The organism is Actinocrispum wychmicini, from assembly GCF_004345645.1.
In the GTDB taxonomy this organism is placed as follows: Bacteria; Actinomycetota; Actinomycetes; order Mycobacteriales; family Pseudonocardiaceae; genus Kibdelosporangium; species Kibdelosporangium wychmicini.
In genome coordinates, this window is the sequence record NZ_SLWS01000026.1 from 1 (window position 1) to 17,362 (window position 17,362).

Here is a 17,362-nt window from a genome sequence, read left to right on the forward strand (position 1 = left end):
ACACCTGAACCTTCGCCCACTGCAGTCAGTGACCAACCACCCCAACCAGTAACACCACGTAGCCAACCCCCAGGCACAAACACCGCCCCAGGGACGATGTCGCCGTCATCGCGCTGCTCTACCGGGAGTACCGGCGACCCGCTTTCACCCCGCATGCCGCCGGGCACCCCTCCTATGCCACCGCGTTGGGCGCCTTCGGCGGGAAATCGCCACGATCACCCGCCACCGCCTCAACCGGGCATCAGCGCATCGAGGCCGGGCTGCTGGCGCCCCGCCAGGAATTCGACCTGATCAGCGGACTCACCGGGATCGGTCCGGCGCCGCTGTACCGCCATGGCTGTACCGACCTGGCCGCACGACGTCCTGGCCTACCTGGTGCGGATGACGGAACCGGTCAGCGTCGCCGACCAGATCCTGCCGGGCTGGTGGTGTGGTGATCTTCCTGGCGGTCATCCAGCGGGCTCGTCGCCAGGCGGCTGCGCCGACCTGGGCCTGGCACGGTATCGCCTGTCCACTGGCCTTGATGGCCACCCCGGCCAGGCGGGGCATCGTGTCAGTCAGGTTGAGGCGATCGACCGGATCAACTGCTGGCTGGAGGGCTGGCGCTGCGGCATCGGCCGCAAGACGTGGTGGCCTGGCCGGCTGTCAGGAGTTCGAGACGTTTGCCAGCCCCCTTCACACATGGTCTGACGTCTGTGCCGTCGTCACGACAGGAGGGGGTGGGTCGCCTTTCACGAAGACTTGGTTTCGGCCGGCACGCTTGGCGACGTACAGCGCTCGGTCGGCTGCCTTGACTATGTTGTCGAGCGACGTTCCATCCTGCGGGTAGACGGCCACCCCGATCGATACTGTCACTCGTTCGAGGTCCGGCATGTCAACACCGTCAGGTGATGTTGACGCGACTCGTTGACGGATTCGTTCGGCGATGTTGCGCGCATGTAGTCGGCCGGTTTTGGCCAGCAACAGGACGAACTCCTCGCCGCCGAAGCGGCCTACCAGGTCGCTGGAGCGGACTTCATCTTTGAGTGTGTCGGCGACCATCCTCAGCAGGACGTCTCCGGTGGGGTGGCCGTGGCGGTCGTTGATGGCCTTGAAATGGTCGAGGTCGAGCATCAGCACGCCGGTTTCTTGACCGGTGCTCGCGGTTCGGGCGAGTTCGTCGTCGGCGGCCTTGCGCCAGGACTCCGAGTTGAGCAACCCGGTCTTCGCGTCAAGGCGGGCTTGGTCGCGCAGCTGTCGGATGAGCACACTGCGGTGGAGGACGAGAGTGATGCCGATGATGAGTGCCAGGGCGATCGGCCAGTCGGCCAACGCCCAAGCCAGCAGGATGCCGAGCGCAATGGTGGCCAACTCCAGGGCATAGTCCGCCGGTGTGGCCAGTGCATCTCTCACCTTTGTGTGCGGTGTGCCGTAGTACACCGCGATGGTCATCAGCAGGGTGTTGACGGTGAAGAACACCAGTGCTGCTGCCACGACCAGGAGGAACGCGGGAATGTTGCGGGGCATGTCGGTGAACAGGACGGGGCTGGTGGCAGCGAGGAAACCGGCGGCGGCGTACCCCGATACGACGGTGGCCGAGGCGCTGAAAGTCCTGCGGTACAAGGGGTTGGGTTGGATGCGAAACCACCGATAATAGAAGGTCAGCACGATCACGGCAGCGGCCAGCCCGGGGTGCAGCAACAGCACGGCGGCGAAGATCCATACCGACATGAGCGCGATGTGGGGAGCACCCTTGTAGGACTCGCGGATTTTCTCGATTGGGCGGGAGAGTTCCGTGTACAGGACACTGCATGCCATGAGGGCGACACACGGGAACAAGTCCCCACCGGCTATCGGGATCAGCACGAACGCTGCGGCAGCGCCAAGTAGAGCGACGAGGTCGACGGCCAGTACGTACGCGATCACCGCACGGTTGGGCAACTGCCACAACCCCCAACGGGGGATGCCGACGATCGCCAACCCGCCGGTAACATGAGGGTCGTCGCGACGTCTCCCATCCCCCGCCATGCCGTCACCGTAGTGCCACGCCTACGGTAAGTCACTCCGACATCCGGGCGTAGCCGCACGTCATCAGGGTCCACTGTGGGCACTCTGAGTAAGACCCTTTTGGGGAGGTGACAACTGTGCATGATCAGAACTGGCGTGACCAGAACTGGTGACCGTGCGTTGGTTACCAGGAGTTAGCGCGGCGAGCACGCCGCCACGCGGCTACGGCCGGTAGGGCTGCAACCACTCCGACAGCAGCCACCGCCGCAACCGTCATCGCGGGTGACCCGAGCAGCGCCACCAACCCGCCACCCGCGAGCACACCAAGGCCCTGCACGGCGATCAAACCGGACCCGGCCAGCCCGAATGCCTGAGCGCGCCCTTCATCGGGCACGAGACGCATAAAAGTGCTGCTCGCAATCACTTGGTAGCTGGCGCACGCCCCGGACGCGATCAATAACCCTGCGGTCACCACTAGACCGGGGCGGAAGGCGTAGCCAAGCAACGGCACGACCGCCATGACCGCCAACGGCCCAAGCACTCGCAACCGCACGGAGGGGGCGAGCCACCGGCCTACCACTGCCGTCCCCACCACGGTGCCCGCCGGGTGGGCAGCGAGCAGCACACCAGCTGTGACCGCGCCGCCTCCGATCTCGCCCGCGTACGGCACCGCCAAGCCCTCCGCAGTGGTCACAGCCCCTGCCAGCCACGCGAGCGCCACCAATGCCCGAAGCCGCGGATCCCGCCAGATGGTGCGGGCTCCCGCCGCAAGCCGACGAAGCGAGCGACCCGCACGGGGTTCGGCTAACTGGGGAGCGACACGTTCGGCGACGGTCAACCGGATAATGACGGCTGAGATGGCGAACGTGATCGCATCCAGCACCAGCGACATGTGCATCCCGACACCCGCGACAACCACACCACCGAGGGCGAAGCCCACCAACTGACTTGTCTGTGTCGTGATCTGCCGAACAGACTGGCCCACCACGTACCGATCGCCCGGCAGGATGGTCGGCAGCATCGCAGCTTGCGCCGCCGTGAACGGCGCTTGGGCGAACTGAACGCACACCAGAAGCGCAGCAAGTGCCACGAATGGCATCCCCGGGACCGCCATCAACCCCACGAGCACCGCTCGAAACAAGTCCGCGGTCACCATGACCGCCCGCCGCGGATAGCGGTCGGCAAGCCCCGCCAGCACGGGACCCGCGACCAGATCGGGCAAGTACGTCAGGGCGTACACCACCGCCGGCCAGACCGGCGAGCCCGTGATCTCGTAGACCAAAACAGAGAGCGCAACCCGCGCGAGCCGATCTCCGAGTACGGATTGAACCTCCGCAAACCACAACCCTCGGAACTCCGGGACGGCGAAGGTGGCACGGAACGTCGCAGGCCGCTCAACCTCCATGCCGCTCTCCCCTCGCGCCCCGACCGCGGATGTCACGCACCGTACTCTCACGATCGCTGCATGGACACGGGCAGCATGCCCGCAGGACGACACCAACACCGCCAGCCAGCAACGTTGAATGATCTGCTTGGACACGTTCCGTCAAAAGACCGCCAGGAACGATACGGATCATGGCTCCCATGGCGCCGGTCCTCAACATCCGCGAGTGGCTCTTGCGCCGCGTGTTTAAATGCCGGCCAGCCGACGCGTTGATCGCGTGTGACCACAAGCGGTAGTCGTCACCTATGAGCCTATGGTGAGCTGCAGTTTCTGCTCGTGGATGCCGACGTGTGCCTGAGCGCTTTAGTTGGCCAGTTGAGCATCGTAGTTGGCCACTGTGGCTCTGCTCTGGACGAGCGGTTGTGCCTGCGAATGATAGTTGGCCCCTGTGATCGACAGGTGGCCCCTCGGTCCGCTGCATCGTTGCGCCGGTTCGGGATCTGGCGTCAAATGCCAGCAGCTGGCTGTGAACAGGTGCGCCGGTTTTCATGGCGCCGAGGCCAACTGTACCGGTCGGGTTTGCAGGTTTCTGTTGAGTACCAGACGGCATCGCGGCTGGTCCGCTGACTTTCACCCCGGACAACCCCGCGCTGCGACAACTGGGGCCGACTGATGGTCTTGTCGTGTTGATCCGATCGGGGGCCACGGACCGGTCGTGTACGGCCGCTGGCCTCATTAGAGTCTGGTTCGTGGGAAGGGGAGTCTCCTAGCCTGAAAGGCCGCGACTTGACAAGCCAGTTTGGCGTGCTCCTGCGGGACCTCCGGCAGTGGGCGGGCATGTCACAGGAGAGATTGGCGGAGCGCTCTGGTGTAGATGTCGGCACCATCCTCGGGTTCGAGACGGGCGAACGCGTCGTCACGCGGGCGACGACGGTGCGGCTGCTGGCCGATGCGCTGGAGCTTGAACTGGACGAGCGTGAGGAGCTGTTGGCCGTCGGCGGCAAGGCTCAGCGCGAGGCTTCAACGCATGATCAGACCAGGATCATGCCCGGGTCGACGGTTCAGATCAAGGCCGCCGGTGGTGCAGCGTTGCAGAACACTTTGGCACACGCCGCCGATCAGCTCGCATTCGCAGTCCTCGCCCGCTGGCGGCGTGAGGAGGAACAACGGCGGATACAAGATCCGTTCCCGCTGCCGGTGCGGTGGCAGTTGGCGCCCGAGCATTTGACCGACCACTGGGCTAACATCCGCCGTGCCCCGGCCGGCGACATGTCCGGTCCGCTTGACCTGACCGGTCAACTGGATCAGGTCGCGGACGTCTACCGGCGGATACCGTCCGGACGGCTGGTGGTGCTGGGCCGGGCGGGCTCTGGAAAGACAGTCCTGGCAGTGCGGTTCGTCCTGGATTTGCTGACGAGGCGCAACCGCATTGACCCCGTGCCTGTGGTCTTCAGCCTCGGATCGTGGCGCCCGGACGCTATCTTGCTGCGAGATTGGCTGATCGGGCAATTGGTGCGTGACTACCCCGGCCTAGCCGCAGCCGGCCCCGTCGGGTCGACAGTGGCCGCCGCGTTGATCGAGTCCGGCCGGATCCTGCCTGTCCTGGATGGGTTCGATGAGATCGCCGTCGGTCTCCGCGGTGTCGCGTTGGAAGCGCTCAACGCCACTCCCATGCCACTGCTGCTGACCAGCCGCCCCGACGAATACGCCACCGCCGTGGCGGAAGTCGATGTACTTGTGTCCGCTGCGAGTATCGAACTGACTGACCTGACCGTGGCTGACCTGGCCGATTACTTGCCACGGACCACGCGCAAAACCACCTCCGGCGGGGGTGTGTGGGATCCCGTCCTGAACGAGCTACGAGAGCATCCTGAAAGCTCGGCCAGCGTCAATCTCGCAACGGTGCTGACCACACCGCTGATGGTCATGCTTGCCCGCACCGTCTACAGCGACGGTCCCGGCCGTGATCCGGCCATACTGCTTGACACCGACCGGTTTGCCACAGCTGCGGCGGTCGAGGAACACCTCCTGGATTACTTCGTCCCCATGGTCGATCGGCACCACCTCGACGACCGATCCGCCAGACGCCGTCCGCCCAGGGATCCCGACCGTGACCAGCGCTGGCTCAGCTACCTCGCACAACACCTGCACCAACTCAAAACACGCGACCTGGCGTGGTGGCAACTGGGCAGCGGTACTACGCGCCGCTCGTCACGCATGCCTGCCGTCGGGCTCCTGTCCGGCCTGGCATTCGGGCTCGTCGGTGGCCTTCTGGCCGGAATCGGGCCCATGGCAGGGCTCGTGACCGCGCTCGCGTGTGGGCTGGCCTTTGGACTGGCACGCGCGGTCGCGGACCGGTCGGGCGCTGTGGCACTCGAACCGTCGCGCCTCCGCATACGGGCCGTAGGCCGGATGGCGAGGATACGTCGGCGGATCGTCCCCAGGCTCATCGTCGGGTTGGCTGGCGGGCTTGGGGCGGGGCTCGTGCTGGGGCCTGGGGCCGAGTTCGTGCCTGGGTTCGAGTCCGTTGCCGGACTCGGGTACGGGCTGCTGGGCGGACTGGTGAATGGGGTTGGGCTCGGGCTGGTGGGCGGGCTCGTGTGGGGGTTGATGGCCGCGCTGGAAGTCCCCATCGACATCAGTGTCTCTGGCAGCCCCTCCGACCTGTTGAACAGCAGCCGCAGGACCGCGATCGTCCAGTTCCTCACCTGGGGGCTCGTTCTCGGACTCATACAGGGGCTTGTCATCGGGCTCGGACAGGAGCCCAGGGCTGGCCTTGTAGACGGTCTTGTGGTCGGGCTCGTGCTCGGCTCTGCGGGCGGACTGAGCCTGACCGCTTGGGGTCAGTGGCTTGCAGTGTCACGCATCTGGTTGCCGCTCGCAGGACGGTTGCCCTGGGCGGTGATTGCGTTCCTGGACGACGCCTGCCGACGAGGTGTGCTACGCCAGGTTGGTGGCGTCTACCAGTTTCGGCACGCCCGACTCCAAGATCACTTTGCTCGCATTGCCCAAAGTGGACGGACATCTGCAGATTCCTGGCTATCTGCTCAACGGGTTGGAGAGAAGACGCCCAGGTCGGCCGACGCGTTCGACCCCGCCGACCCGATGGCCATCTTGGCGAACCTCGACGGCGTCGACAGTCGAGCCGCAATCGTGGATACAGGCACCGTCCCCTTGGTGTTGTACCTGAGCGACGCCAGCCAAGCCCCACAGGTCGAGCAGGCTCTGGAGAATGCGCTGGCCGCATTCGACGGTGAGGTGGACCACCGCGAGTCTCCGATCATCCGGTCGTGGTTTCGGCGCATGCGGATCCGGTTTCGCGACGCCGACGGCCCCGAGGCTGTCCGCCGGTGGGGGCGTGAGCTAGATCGCGCCGTCGAACTGAGGGCCGTGGACGAGGTGCAGGCCCGTGTTGACGCCACCCAGAGCAAGGCGGTCGCCGAGTTGCTGACCGCGTTGGCGGACACGCCGGCCGCGCTGATCCAGCTCGGCTCAGTGCTGCTCATCAAGGTCGACGGGGTGCCAATCGTGCGGAACCTGACACAGGCCGAACTCAACTATCTGCAACGCAATCCCAACCTGCTCCGCGACCCGATCGCGTGCCTGGACGCCTTGCAGAAGGCAGCAGACCGCGGGGTCGCCGACGACAACACCGGGCGGGCCACCCATCGGGCCGCGCTGGCCGGAGGCAGCCCCAGCAGCGCAACGGGTCTTCCTGAGTCGTACGGCACCGCGGCCGAGTAGACGCTCGCCACCCGAGTGGTGGCCGACACTGCTACCTGTCAGTGAACCCGGATTCTCACCGGATTGTTTCAGAGGCCGGTGACAGGGATGGCTGCCACAAGATCGGGTGACAGCCGACCAACGCTGGGCGGTGACAACAACTACCGATCACATGTGACAGATACCGATCAAAGTCACAGCGGTTCGCACGAGTCGTGGGCGTATCCATCGCGTGACCTACCGATGTTGCGTTGTGCTCGTCGGGTGGACCCCATGCAATCGCTGATAGAGGACGTCTCTAGTGTCGTGAGTCGTTAATTCGTGTGCAGTATGCGGCGAGGGTGTCGAGGATCTGGTCTGCGGTCTTGGTCCACACGAACGGTTTCGGGTCGGCGTTCCATTCGTTGATCCAGCGGCGGACGTCGGTTTCGAGTTCGGTGACGCTACGGTGGGCGGAGCGGCGGAGTTTGCGGTTGGTCAACTCGGCGAACCAGCGCTCGACCAGATTCAGCCAGGAGCTACTGGTCGGGGTGAAGTGCAGGTGGAACCGCGGGTGGCGGATCAGCCATTCCTTGACCTTGGGGGTCTTGTGGGTGGCGTAGTTGTCCAGCACCAGATGCAGCGCCAGGTCCTTCGGGACCGCGGCGTCGATCAGCTTCAGGAAGCGCAGGAACTCCTGGTGGCGGTGGCGGCGGTAGTGGTGGGCGATCACCGAGCCGCTGCCGATGTCGAAGGCGGCGAACAGGCTGGTGGTGCCGTGTCGGACGTAGTCGTGAGTCATCCGCGCCGGGGTGGTGGGCATAATCGGCAGGATCGGCGCGGTCCGGTCGATCGCCTGCATCTGGCTCTTTTCGTCCACCGCCAGCACCAGCGCATTCTCCGGCGGAGCCAGGTACAAGCCCACGACATCCCGAACCTTGTCGATAAACTGTGGATCGGTCGAGAGCTTCCAGGTCTCGACCGCGTGCGGCTTGAGCCCGAACGCCCGCCAGATCCGCGAGATCGCCGACTGCGACATCCCTGTCGCGGACGCCATCGAGCGAGTCGACCAGTGCGTGTCTTGTCCGGGTGTCTCCTCCAGCGTCTTAGTGATCACCCGCTCGATCCGGTCATCGCTGATCACACGGGGCCGGCCCGGCCGGGGCTCGTCGGACAATCCCTCCAGCCGCTCGGAGACAAACCGCGACCGCCACTTCGACGCCGTGTTGCGCGAAACCCCCACGTCTGCCGCGACGACACCGATCGAGCCGCCCTCGGCACAGCGCAACACAATCCGCGCCCGCAACGCCAACGCCTGCGCAGTCTTCCGGCGACGAGCCCATCCGGTCAGCACTGACCGTTCCTCATCGGACAGCACAACCAAATCAAGCTTCGGGCTCGGCATCGCCACACCCTACAGCTGCCAACGAACTACCGACTCAGCACACTAGCCCAGTCTGGTCGCAATTGTGCGAGCTGGATGACCTTTTACATCCATACGAACTGTCTGGCCGGGCGTCGTCGGAGTTAGAACTCGATGGGGACTGGCCTCGCCGGCGGATTACGACGTGGAACACCATGGAAGGCGACATCATCTGCCCGATCGTCCTCATGATCGCGACACGTCGACCAAGATCATACCGTGCGGCTGCCGTATTAGAGCGTGCGTAGCCAACGGTCCAGCGCCGAAGCAACCTCACGAGCAGTTGCGTCATGCTCTGGTAGCGGTGGACTTGCCATAGTGGGAGAATATTCCACTTGAACCAATAGATTGTACCAGCGAAATACGATAGTCTTCCCCTTGTTATTGTAAGGATCGTTATCGCTGAACAGATTCAAAGGGGGCTGGCACGAGATTGTGTCGTCTCCAAAACCTGAATCCGGTGAACAGGAACCCCCTTCGGGCGCCCCATGCGCCTTGAGGTACGAGAACATGCTCATTAGGTCCAGTCGACTGTTCGCCATAAGTATGTCGACCGTCAGCCTGACGGGAGCCGTACCATTATCCCAGGCACAGAATTGCCCTCCCTTCCCTTCTGATCCAAAATCGAACGTAAACCTCTCCTGTGCTTTCGATACCAACCAATTCAGCTCGCTGTTGCTTCGAATGAACGCGCACGCGTTCGGACTATGGTCAAATCGAGTGTTGTCACTCCACCATCCGATCTGCCACGCGCTACCAAGGAGAACGACGGTAGCCGCTACTGTCAAGTAGATCGCTCGACGGGAAGGTTTCAGGCGAATTTTCCGACGCGGCCTAGGATGGTAATGAACCCCTCCCGAAATGTTGCCAGCCATCACTACATTGCCGGCCGTTCGAGCGAATACCTTGTTGACCGCCTTTCGAGTAGTCGACTCCTTGTCGGTCGCGGAGTTCTGATCGCCTTGCCTCGACTCCTCCACGAGCGCCCTCCTGGCCTATGTGATCATCCTGGAGCCACCATCCTATCCAACGAGTCACCGCTCGGAGGCTGGTTTGAGGGAGTCACCCCCATTTACTAGAGGCGCCGCCCCCGTCTGTCTGGAAGTTTCGGCGTGAAGCAGCCTCCCTGACTTTGGAGTGATTCTGTCGCGTTGCATGAGTTCCGACATCGGTCGGCCGTGCAGCCCCAAAACGACTGGTCAGACAACGAGTCCGCAGATGTGAAGGGGCACCTGGCCAAACGTGACACGTACGTCAGAACCCGGCGGTCAAACTGATCCAGACTATCTGATCAACCGGACATCGTCCGGCTAGCCACGACCGAGCCGGTTCGCTGACCAAGGTCACAAGTGTGCTTGTTGTTCGGCAGTGGGAACTGATTCTGTGGTGGGCGCAGGGGCGAGAACGTCCTGATCCCGGCCGGTTTGCTTGGCGGTGAGCAGGGCGGCCGGACTGACGATGCTTGGCCACACAAGTCTCGTACAACGTTCGTACTGCCGCCGCAGACTCGTTGGTATCACACGACGTGGCATGATGCGGTCGAGTCGCTGAAGGCTATAGCCTTCCTAACCGCGTCGTTTGCCTGCGAAGATCGGTGGTGATGCAGTTGCTGGGGGCCTCCGACGGGCGCGTTGTAGGGCAGTACCGAATCCTGGCCGAGCTAGGGCGGGGCGGTATGGGCCAGGTGTTGCTGGGCAGTGGTCCGGACGGGCGCCTGGTCGCGCTCAAGCAAGTGAACGAGCAACTCACCGCGGACAATGGCTTCCGGGTGCGGTTTCGTCACGAGGTTGCCGCCTCCCGCATGGTGTCCGGCGCGTACACAGCGGCAGTAGTGGACGCCGACCCGGACGCCGCCACGCCCTGGCTGGCGTCTGTCTTCGTGCCTGGGCCGTCGCTGCTGGAGGCGGTGAGTGCGGCCGGTCCGCTGCCGGAGGATGCCATGCTGCGGCTGGCTGCGGGGCTGGCATGTGCGCTGGCCGAGGTTCACCGGGTGGGGTTGGTGCATCGGGACCTTAAGCCATCGAACGTGTTGCTCGCGGCGGACGGGCCCCGGGTGATCGACTTCGGCATTGCGCGGGCCGTCGACAGCGACGAATCCAGTGAGTTGACCCGTACTGGTTGGCTGGTCGGTTCGCCCGGGTTCATGTCGCCCGAGCAGGCCGAGGGCCGCGAGCTGACCTCGGCCAGCGACATGTTCTCGCTGGGTGCGGTGCTGGTGATGGCGGCCACCGGTCACGGCCCGTTCAGTGGACCATCAGCCGTGCGGATTCTGTACCAGATCGTGCACGCCGAGCCCAAGTTGGCCGGGATCCCGCAGCGGCTACGCCCGATCATCGAACGTTGCCTGGCGAAGAACCCCACTGACCGGCCCACCCCGGTCCAACTGCTGGAGTCGATCGGGAAGCTCGCACCGTCCACGCGGCCCTGGCCCGCTGCGGTACACGACCTGATCACCCGCCAGTGTGCGGAGGTCGCGCGGTTGCTTGACGTGACTTCGGAGCAGCCCGCAAAGCTACCGACATTCGGTGAGGCCGACAGGCGAGTTGCTGAACCGGCCGGTGACCAGTCAACAACTCAGGAGTTGTACCCGCCGCCTCCATATCCGCAGGCGCCCTATCAGCGCTCTCGGCAACGGCATGCGTCCGGCCTTGCGGACGCCGCAATGATCCTGTGCACCGTCTCTAGCCTGTTTCTTGCCGTGAGCGGCGGCGGATTCATATTATTCGGCCTCCCAACTGTCGTCAACGACATACCGAGCTGGGCAGTTGTGCTGACCGACGTGATGTGGGGGATCGGCGACATTCTGGTACTCGTCGGGACCATCCTGATGTGGTGCAAGAAATCGGCAGGCCGAATGCTCGCGATCATCGGCCTCAGCATGGTGGTGGCTTCCACGCTCGGCCTCGAACTCGTATCATTGTCGGCGTCTCTGGACGTCATCATGTCGCCGTTGCAATACCTCATCAACGTCTTCACCGTGCTGAGCCTCGCGCTTGTCCTGTTGCCTAGCACCGGCAGGTACTTGAAGGCCCAGCGCCGCGCGCGATACAAGTCGCCCTCCCACCCCAACCCAGATACACCGCTCTTAACTTGATCTTCACTTTGGATTGGGTGACGCGAACTCGGTTGGTTATGGTGTCTACCGCACCAACCTGACCTACCTGCAGATTTTGAGACACCGAATACGAGTGCGACCTGCAGCGGACTGGATCGGTGATCATTTAGCACCGCTGCTACGCCGCAGCGGTGCCCGGAGCCTGGCTGGCTAGGGATCGTTTGCCCCTATGAGCGCTTGATCTGCCCTCAGAGGCAGGCACAGGCCGGTGCCGCCGTCTACCGCGACACGCAGCGGGTGCCCTGGTGACAAAGTAGGACCTGCCGCAGGTGAGAGCCGTCGTCGTGTGGCTGGGCGCTCCAGTTGGCCAGTTGAGCGCGGTTGTTGGCAGGTTGGTGCTCAATTGCGGCACCATTGTGGCGGCTCCGCACGCCGATGTCCGGATGTTGCCGCACGAGCACCTACTCATGTGGAGCGCCCTGTAGTGCAGTGATCATGGCAGAGTCGTAAGCGTGGGAAACAGCAGGGTGCCGTCTGGCCCGATCAGATCCAGGTGTTGAGGAGTTTGGTCGGGCAACAGTGATCGGAACCATCCGAACGCCACGTGAGCGTTCGGCCGTTCTTCCGGTATGCCCGACAGCAGTTTGCCGAGCCGGGGAGCGATATCATTGGGCTTCCGGTGTTGCAGGAGCTGCGCCAGGACCTGGCCAATGGAATACATATCCCCCGGTGGTTCCTCGACTCCGTTGTATCGCTCCGGTGCGATGTAAAGCTGTGTGCCGATCGGCTGCGGTCCAGTAAGTCGTTTCTCGTCGTTTTGTATGTCCAGCATGATGCCAAAGTCGATCAGCTTGACGCGACCGTCGTAGATCATGATGTTGCCCGGTGTGATGTCGCGGTGAACGATTGACTGGCCATGGACGTAGGTCAGGACCGAACACACGTGAGCTGCTAGAGCAACAGCCCACTCAACGGGAACCAATCTCCCATTCTCCCCATACTTGAGTATGATGCTTTTGAGAGAAGGTCCCGGCACGTAGTTCATGACCAGGTACATGATGTTGTCCCTGTCCTCGTCAACCCAGTGATCGCGGATAGCAGGGATGTCGGGGTGCTTCAAGACTTGAAGGGCGCGCGCTTCGCGTCGGAACCGCTCCATCGTAGTGTCGTCGACGAACATAATTATTTTCACGGCGACTCTGCCGTCGCCGGAGTCCTCCAGATCCTCGGCGACGCACACTTCCCCCATGCCGCCGTAGTCGATTCTCCGTCCGAGCCGGTAGCGCTTTCTGACAACCCGCGGCTCAGACATCGATGTCCTGTTCCTGGGCCTTGTCGATGGACGAGACGGCGGCGGTAATCAGCTCAGTGCGCCGCGCCGGACTACCAAAAACGGCGGAGATGAAGCCGATACTCCCAAAACGATTGTCTATCGAAGAGTTGAGCACCGACAGCACAGCCGGCACATCGTCTTTCAGGCTGGCACGCTGGAACAGAATGTGCGCTATCACGAGGTCGCCTTTCTCGGCGATCGCCGCCAGCCGCCCATTCAGCTGGAAAGCACGCTCGTGCACAGCCTTCCGCAGCGAGCGCAAACGCTGTACCGAGTGCCAGATCTCCCATGCGGATGGACGGTGGCCGAACAACTCGGTGTACGCGCCATCAGGCGCGTGCTTCCACAAGAAGTCGGTGGACGACAGTGCCCGCGAGATCAGCGCTGGGTCCGGATGTGCGCAGGCCAGGGCGAGCGCGGCTTCGTCTACCGTGCAACCGGTCTCCGGTGCGGGTTGGGATTGCCCACGCCTCAGGGCGTAGTCCTTGTTCAAGGAAACCTTAAAATCCTCCCGGATCCGGGCTTGGAGCTCGTCCAGTGCCACGAAGTCGCGCGGTTCCATCCGGTGTTGGGTGTTCGTCGCGGCGGTGATCGCTTCCGCGAACCCGTCGGGGGTTCCCTCGGCCACGACGACTCTGAGCATGACGCGGAGATCGGCAAGAGAACCAGGATTGCTCCCGTATGTGCGGTAGAGCGCCAAGGTCGTCTGCACGCCGTTGACGACTACCGCGTTGTTAAGGCGGAGTCGCACGGGCTCCGTTTGGCCGCTGGCGGCGAGCGGCTCCAGAACGACGCTGTCGCACATGACTGTGAGCCCGTTGTTGAAAAACAAGAAGTGATCCGGATTTTTCAATGGACTCGTAAGGAGGTTCACGCTGACCTCGTCGGCCGCGAGCAGTCTGCGTGCGTTGTGAGCCATGAGGGCCGGACCGTTGGCGAGGTACCAGCGTGCGACTTCGCTCCCCTTGACTATCCCCATGTACGACCGATACGGGTGCTCATGCGCGAACCAGCCGTCCGTGAACGTCGCTTCGATGCTCACCGGACCAGGTCGTAGATGATCACGCACTGCCACGTGGAAGTCCGCGGCGGACAGAACACGGAAGTCGATCGAGTAAGGCAGTTCCGACGCCTCGACGTCGATCATGTCGCGGACGGTTCGCGCCACGCCTGATTCCGCCATGACCGCAGCTACGAGGTGAACCCGCACATCCGGTGTGGTCAGCATCCGGCAGACTTGATCGGCGAACGTCTGCAGCCGAGCGTTCATCCGGTCGAACTCGAAGTTGCCCAGCGCCCGGAAGCCATGGATCAGTCGGGCGGCGTCGGCGACACTGAAAACCGCGCGACCTTTTTCGCTCCATTTCGCCTGGATGAGCCACAACTCGTTCGTGGCTACCGAGTAAGTCACCGCATCGACACCGAGATCGTCGTGGCCGTCGGTCACCGCGGAGGCCGCTTCGGCCGATGTGCGGTCGGTCAGGATCTGAACCGTTTTCGCGCCAACGCTTTACAGAAAAATTCTGGTGTGTCAGCGGAAAACTGGTGGGCGGACCGCAGGACGGTCGTCGGGTACGGCGAAGACCCTGGACGGCCTACCGGAGGGCGAGTTGGTGATCGACGGGGTGACCTACCTGCAGCGAAACCACACCACGGGGACCGACGACGGTGGCTCCAGGTGGTGCTTCGACCTCGCCGACGAGCCATAGAACAGACGACCAGTGCCGGGGTGCCGGGTGCCGGACACAGGTGCTCATTCCGGTTCGCGTGGGTCGAGAGCGTCGCGAATGGTCAGAATGCCGCCGCGCAGAACGGTTTCGACGTGATAATGGTCGAGACCTGCAGACAGGGCATCGACCCAGTCAGGCAACTCGAACGACTCCAACACATGCCAGGGGCTGCGGTGCATAGGCCGTTCGGCCTGCTGAGTGAGCATGGCAACGGTGTAGGCGACCGCGGCGGGCCAGATCCGCGCGAACGTGGCATCAGACGCTCTCAATACCTCTCGGCTCGCCGCCGCCTCCGGGTCGTCGTGGACGTCCTCGCCGTACTCGTCGGCCACAAACTCATCCAGTTCCGCATCGCGGCGATCGCGGCACACGGTCCGCAGGTTCGGGTACGCCCGATCGATCGCCGCGGTGATATGCGTCAGCGACGCTCCACAGCCGAGATTGGCCAGCGCGGCGGGCCGTCGATCCGTTGACGGCAGCCAGACCCACGTCTGCGCCGGATCGGCCCACCACTCCCTCGGCAGATAATGGCTTCCGTTCGCGCTCCACTCCGCCGCCAACCACTCCGGCAAGTCAGGACCGCCCAGACAGCACAACAGCACCTGGGCACCAGCCCACCCGGCCGGTACCGCGAGATTCTGCGACGCGGCATGGTCGAGGTAGAACGCGAGTTGGGCCGGGCGGGGACCGAGCAGGTCGCCGTCGAACGCGCAGCACGGACACACCCCGACCTCGACGCGGGTCGGCTGCATCAGCCCGTCCACTGGGTAGGAATCCCCGCAGATGCCGCACTCCGCGTCCGCCTGGGTGTCGGCAAGGTCGCGCCAGCGGGCCTCCGCAACCACCCTGTCAATCTCGGCGACGATCTCGACGGTAGGCCAGTCAGCGGGGATTTCGTGGGCGTCGACCCCGCCGACGCGCTCCAACTCCTCGGAGTACTCGACGGTCAGCGGCGCCCACACCGTCACCCGCAGCGGCGCGTCCAGATCGAACACGTCGGGGTCGTCGGGATGCTCGTCCCCAGTGGACGCCGATGAGGGCTCGCCCGTTCGCGCCACGTGGACCACAGCCGGCCCGGCATATACCGGCAGCGCGTGGAACTGCGGGGTGTGCTCGACCACCACGGGCCAGCCGGCCGCCTCCAGCGCCGCGACCAGGTCGTCGCGCAACCGGGCGGCCAGCACCGCGGTCTCAGACCGCGAAGTATCGGCGTCCAGATAGGTTCTGCCGGTCGCGGCGGCGTGCGCGCGGACGGCCTTCTTCCGTCGATGATCACGGGTCATGCCGGAACTCCTTGCACGGCACGGCTTCCCACGCTCCGCGCCTGCTGGTCACGGGCACGACAACATTCACGCTCTGGCGCGATCAGCAGACCTTGACCGTGGAATCTCCGGCGACGGCGTGGGCGTCGGTATCCAGCACGATGCGGGCCAGCGCCGCAGCCCGCACGCACTGTAGCCCAAGCCGCATCATCGACACCCCCGATCCCCTCCTCAAAGAATTCACGAACAGCGAGGGTGACACTTACAGCACCCGCCGGTCATCCGGCCACAGCGGGTGGCCGCGCGAATCTTGGCGTGCCATCCACCCTTGCAGGTGTAGGCAGGGCGCTGCTCCCCGCCGCGCGGGTCTACCCGACTGGCGGACATGATCTTGCGGGCAAGATCGCTGCGTTATGTCCACTTAGGAGTCGACCGGTGCACATCTATGGCGCGCTTTGCCTGGTCAGGGGGTTTTCTGAGTGACCAGAAATACTGGATTCACCTGTGTAGGTATCCGTCCGGTTAGGGTCGACGTCATCATGGGCAGAATTGACAGCAAGGCTGCACTCAGCCGCTCTTCCGGGATTCGGATCGTGACGTGCAACGTCCAACGAGCCAGCATTTCGAGGGCACGCCGGCAGGCGGCCTGGCTCGTGGGCGTCGGCGCCGAGGTACTCGTGTTGACCGAGGTATCAGCTGACGAGTCAGGCGATGTACTGGCCCGTTTGCTCGTGGACGCTGGCTTTGGGGTGTTGCTCCCGAAACCAGCGTCACATGATCGATACCGAGTGCTCCTGGCTAGCCGGGATGCGGAGCCGACTTGTGTCGATGTGGGAGCCGACTCGATGGGACATCGGTGCGTCGCGGCACGTGTGTCCCTGCCTGCGGGCGTGGTCGGTGTAGCCGGGCTCTACGTTCCGTCTCGCGGCCCAAGGGAGCGTCGTAACCAGGACAAGCGCGCGTTCCAAGATCGTGTAGCGGCCATCCTGCCCGATGTCGAGAAGGCCCTTGACGTAGCTGGGCCCGTTGTAGTCGCCGGTGATCTCAACGTCGTCGAGCCAGCTCACGATCCGCGCTACGCGGTGTTCGGCATGTGGGAGTACGACTTCTACCGGGCGTTTGGTCGGGCTGGGTTCGAGGACGCATTTCGTATTATGGAACCCGTCAAGATGGACTATTCGTGGTTTGGCCGCCCGTCCGCTGAAGGTCAGCGCAATGGATACCGCTTTGATCATGCGTTCGTCAGCGGAGCACACCGTGCAGCAGTGATTGAGTGCCGATATGACCACTCAGTGCGAACGGCTGGGCTGACTGATCACTCTGCTTTGACCTTGACCCTCGACGTGTCGGCCACGGTCGAGTGAGTCGGCCACGCCGACGCACCCAGGGTCGGCGTGGGCTCCCCGACAGGACGAGGGACCGCTGCTAGGGTCCGCCACGCGCCCGCGGGCGACGGCAGGCGCCGCTGTTGGAAGCAGCGCCGTGGA

10 protein-coding genes are annotated in these 17,362 nt (G+C 64.0%); 4 read left to right on the forward strand and 6 right to left on the reverse strand.

Going from position 1 to position 17,362, the window contains the following annotated elements; translation table 11 throughout:
• The first annotated feature begins 333 nt into the window (after positions 1-333).
• Entirely contained in the window at positions 334-690 is a 357-nt protein-coding gene (locus EV192_RS53125) for a glycoside hydrolase family protein (RefSeq protein ID WP_132126471.1), read from the forward strand.
• On the opposite strand, the gene EV192_RS53130 is transcribed toward EV192_RS53125, so the two are convergent.
• Entirely contained in the window at positions 676-2,007 is a 1,332-nt protein-coding gene (locus tag EV192_RS53130; protein WP_243727652.1) for a GGDEF domain-containing protein, read from the reverse strand. The two genes, EV192_RS53125 and EV192_RS53130, sit on opposite strands and share 15 nt — an antisense overlap.
• 163 nt (positions 2,008-2,170) lie before the next feature.
• Positions 2,171-3,391: an MFS transporter gene (locus EV192_RS53135; RefSeq protein ID WP_132126472.1), complete on the reverse strand. Its 1,221-nt coding sequence runs from the start codon at positions 3,389-3,391 to the stop codon at positions 2,171-2,173.
• A gap of 783 nt (positions 3,392-4,174) precedes the next feature.
• Here EV192_RS53135 and EV192_RS53140 point away from each other — a divergent pair.
• A complete protein-coding gene (locus EV192_RS53140; RefSeq protein WP_341771013.1) occupies positions 4,175-7,114 on the forward strand; it encodes a helix-turn-helix domain-containing protein in 2,940 nt (979 codons plus the stop codon).
• 277 nt (positions 7,115-7,391) lie between these two features.
• On the opposite strand, the gene EV192_RS53145 is transcribed toward EV192_RS53140, so the two are convergent.
• Positions 7,392-8,477 carry an IS630 family transposase gene (locus EV192_RS53145; RefSeq protein ID WP_132126474.1) on the reverse strand — a complete coding sequence of 362 codons (1,086 nt, stop codon included), beginning with the start codon at positions 8,475-8,477 and terminating at the stop codon, positions 7,392-7,394.
• A 1,618-nt stretch (positions 8,478-10,095) separates the two neighbouring features.
• Here EV192_RS53145 and EV192_RS53150 point away from each other — a divergent pair.
• Positions 10,096-11,589 (forward strand): serine/threonine-protein kinase, encoded by a 1,494-nt coding sequence (locus tag EV192_RS53150; RefSeq protein WP_132126487.1) that lies wholly within the window; start codon positions 10,096-10,098, stop codon positions 11,587-11,589.
• A 454-nt stretch (positions 11,590-12,043) separates the two neighbouring features.
• Here EV192_RS53150 and EV192_RS53155 read toward each other — a convergent pair whose 3' ends face one another.
• The 3 genes from EV192_RS53155 to EV192_RS53165 form a co-directional block, all read right to left on the reverse strand.
• A complete protein-coding gene (locus EV192_RS53155; RefSeq protein ID WP_132126475.1) occupies positions 12,044-12,862 on the reverse strand; it encodes a serine/threonine protein kinase in 819 nt (272 codons plus the stop codon).
• Positions 12,855-14,330: an AIPR family protein gene (locus EV192_RS53160; protein ID WP_132126476.1), complete on the reverse strand. Its 1,476-nt coding sequence runs from the start codon at positions 14,328-14,330 to the stop codon at positions 12,855-12,857. Before EV192_RS53160 ends, EV192_RS53155 begins: the two co-directional genes overlap by 8 nt.
• Positions 14,331-14,636: 306 nt before the next feature.
• A complete protein-coding gene (locus EV192_RS53165; protein WP_132126477.1) occupies positions 14,637-15,797 on the reverse strand; it encodes a hypothetical protein in 1,161 nt (386 codons plus the stop codon).
• 617 nt (positions 15,798-16,414) lie between these two features.
• Between EV192_RS53165 and EV192_RS53170 the strand changes: the two genes are divergently transcribed.
• Positions 16,415-17,239, forward strand: coding sequence for an endonuclease/exonuclease/phosphatase family protein (locus EV192_RS53170; RefSeq protein ID WP_132126488.1), 825 nt, complete (start codon positions 16,415-16,417; stop codon positions 17,237-17,239).
• Positions 17,240-17,362 lie beyond the last annotated feature (123 nt).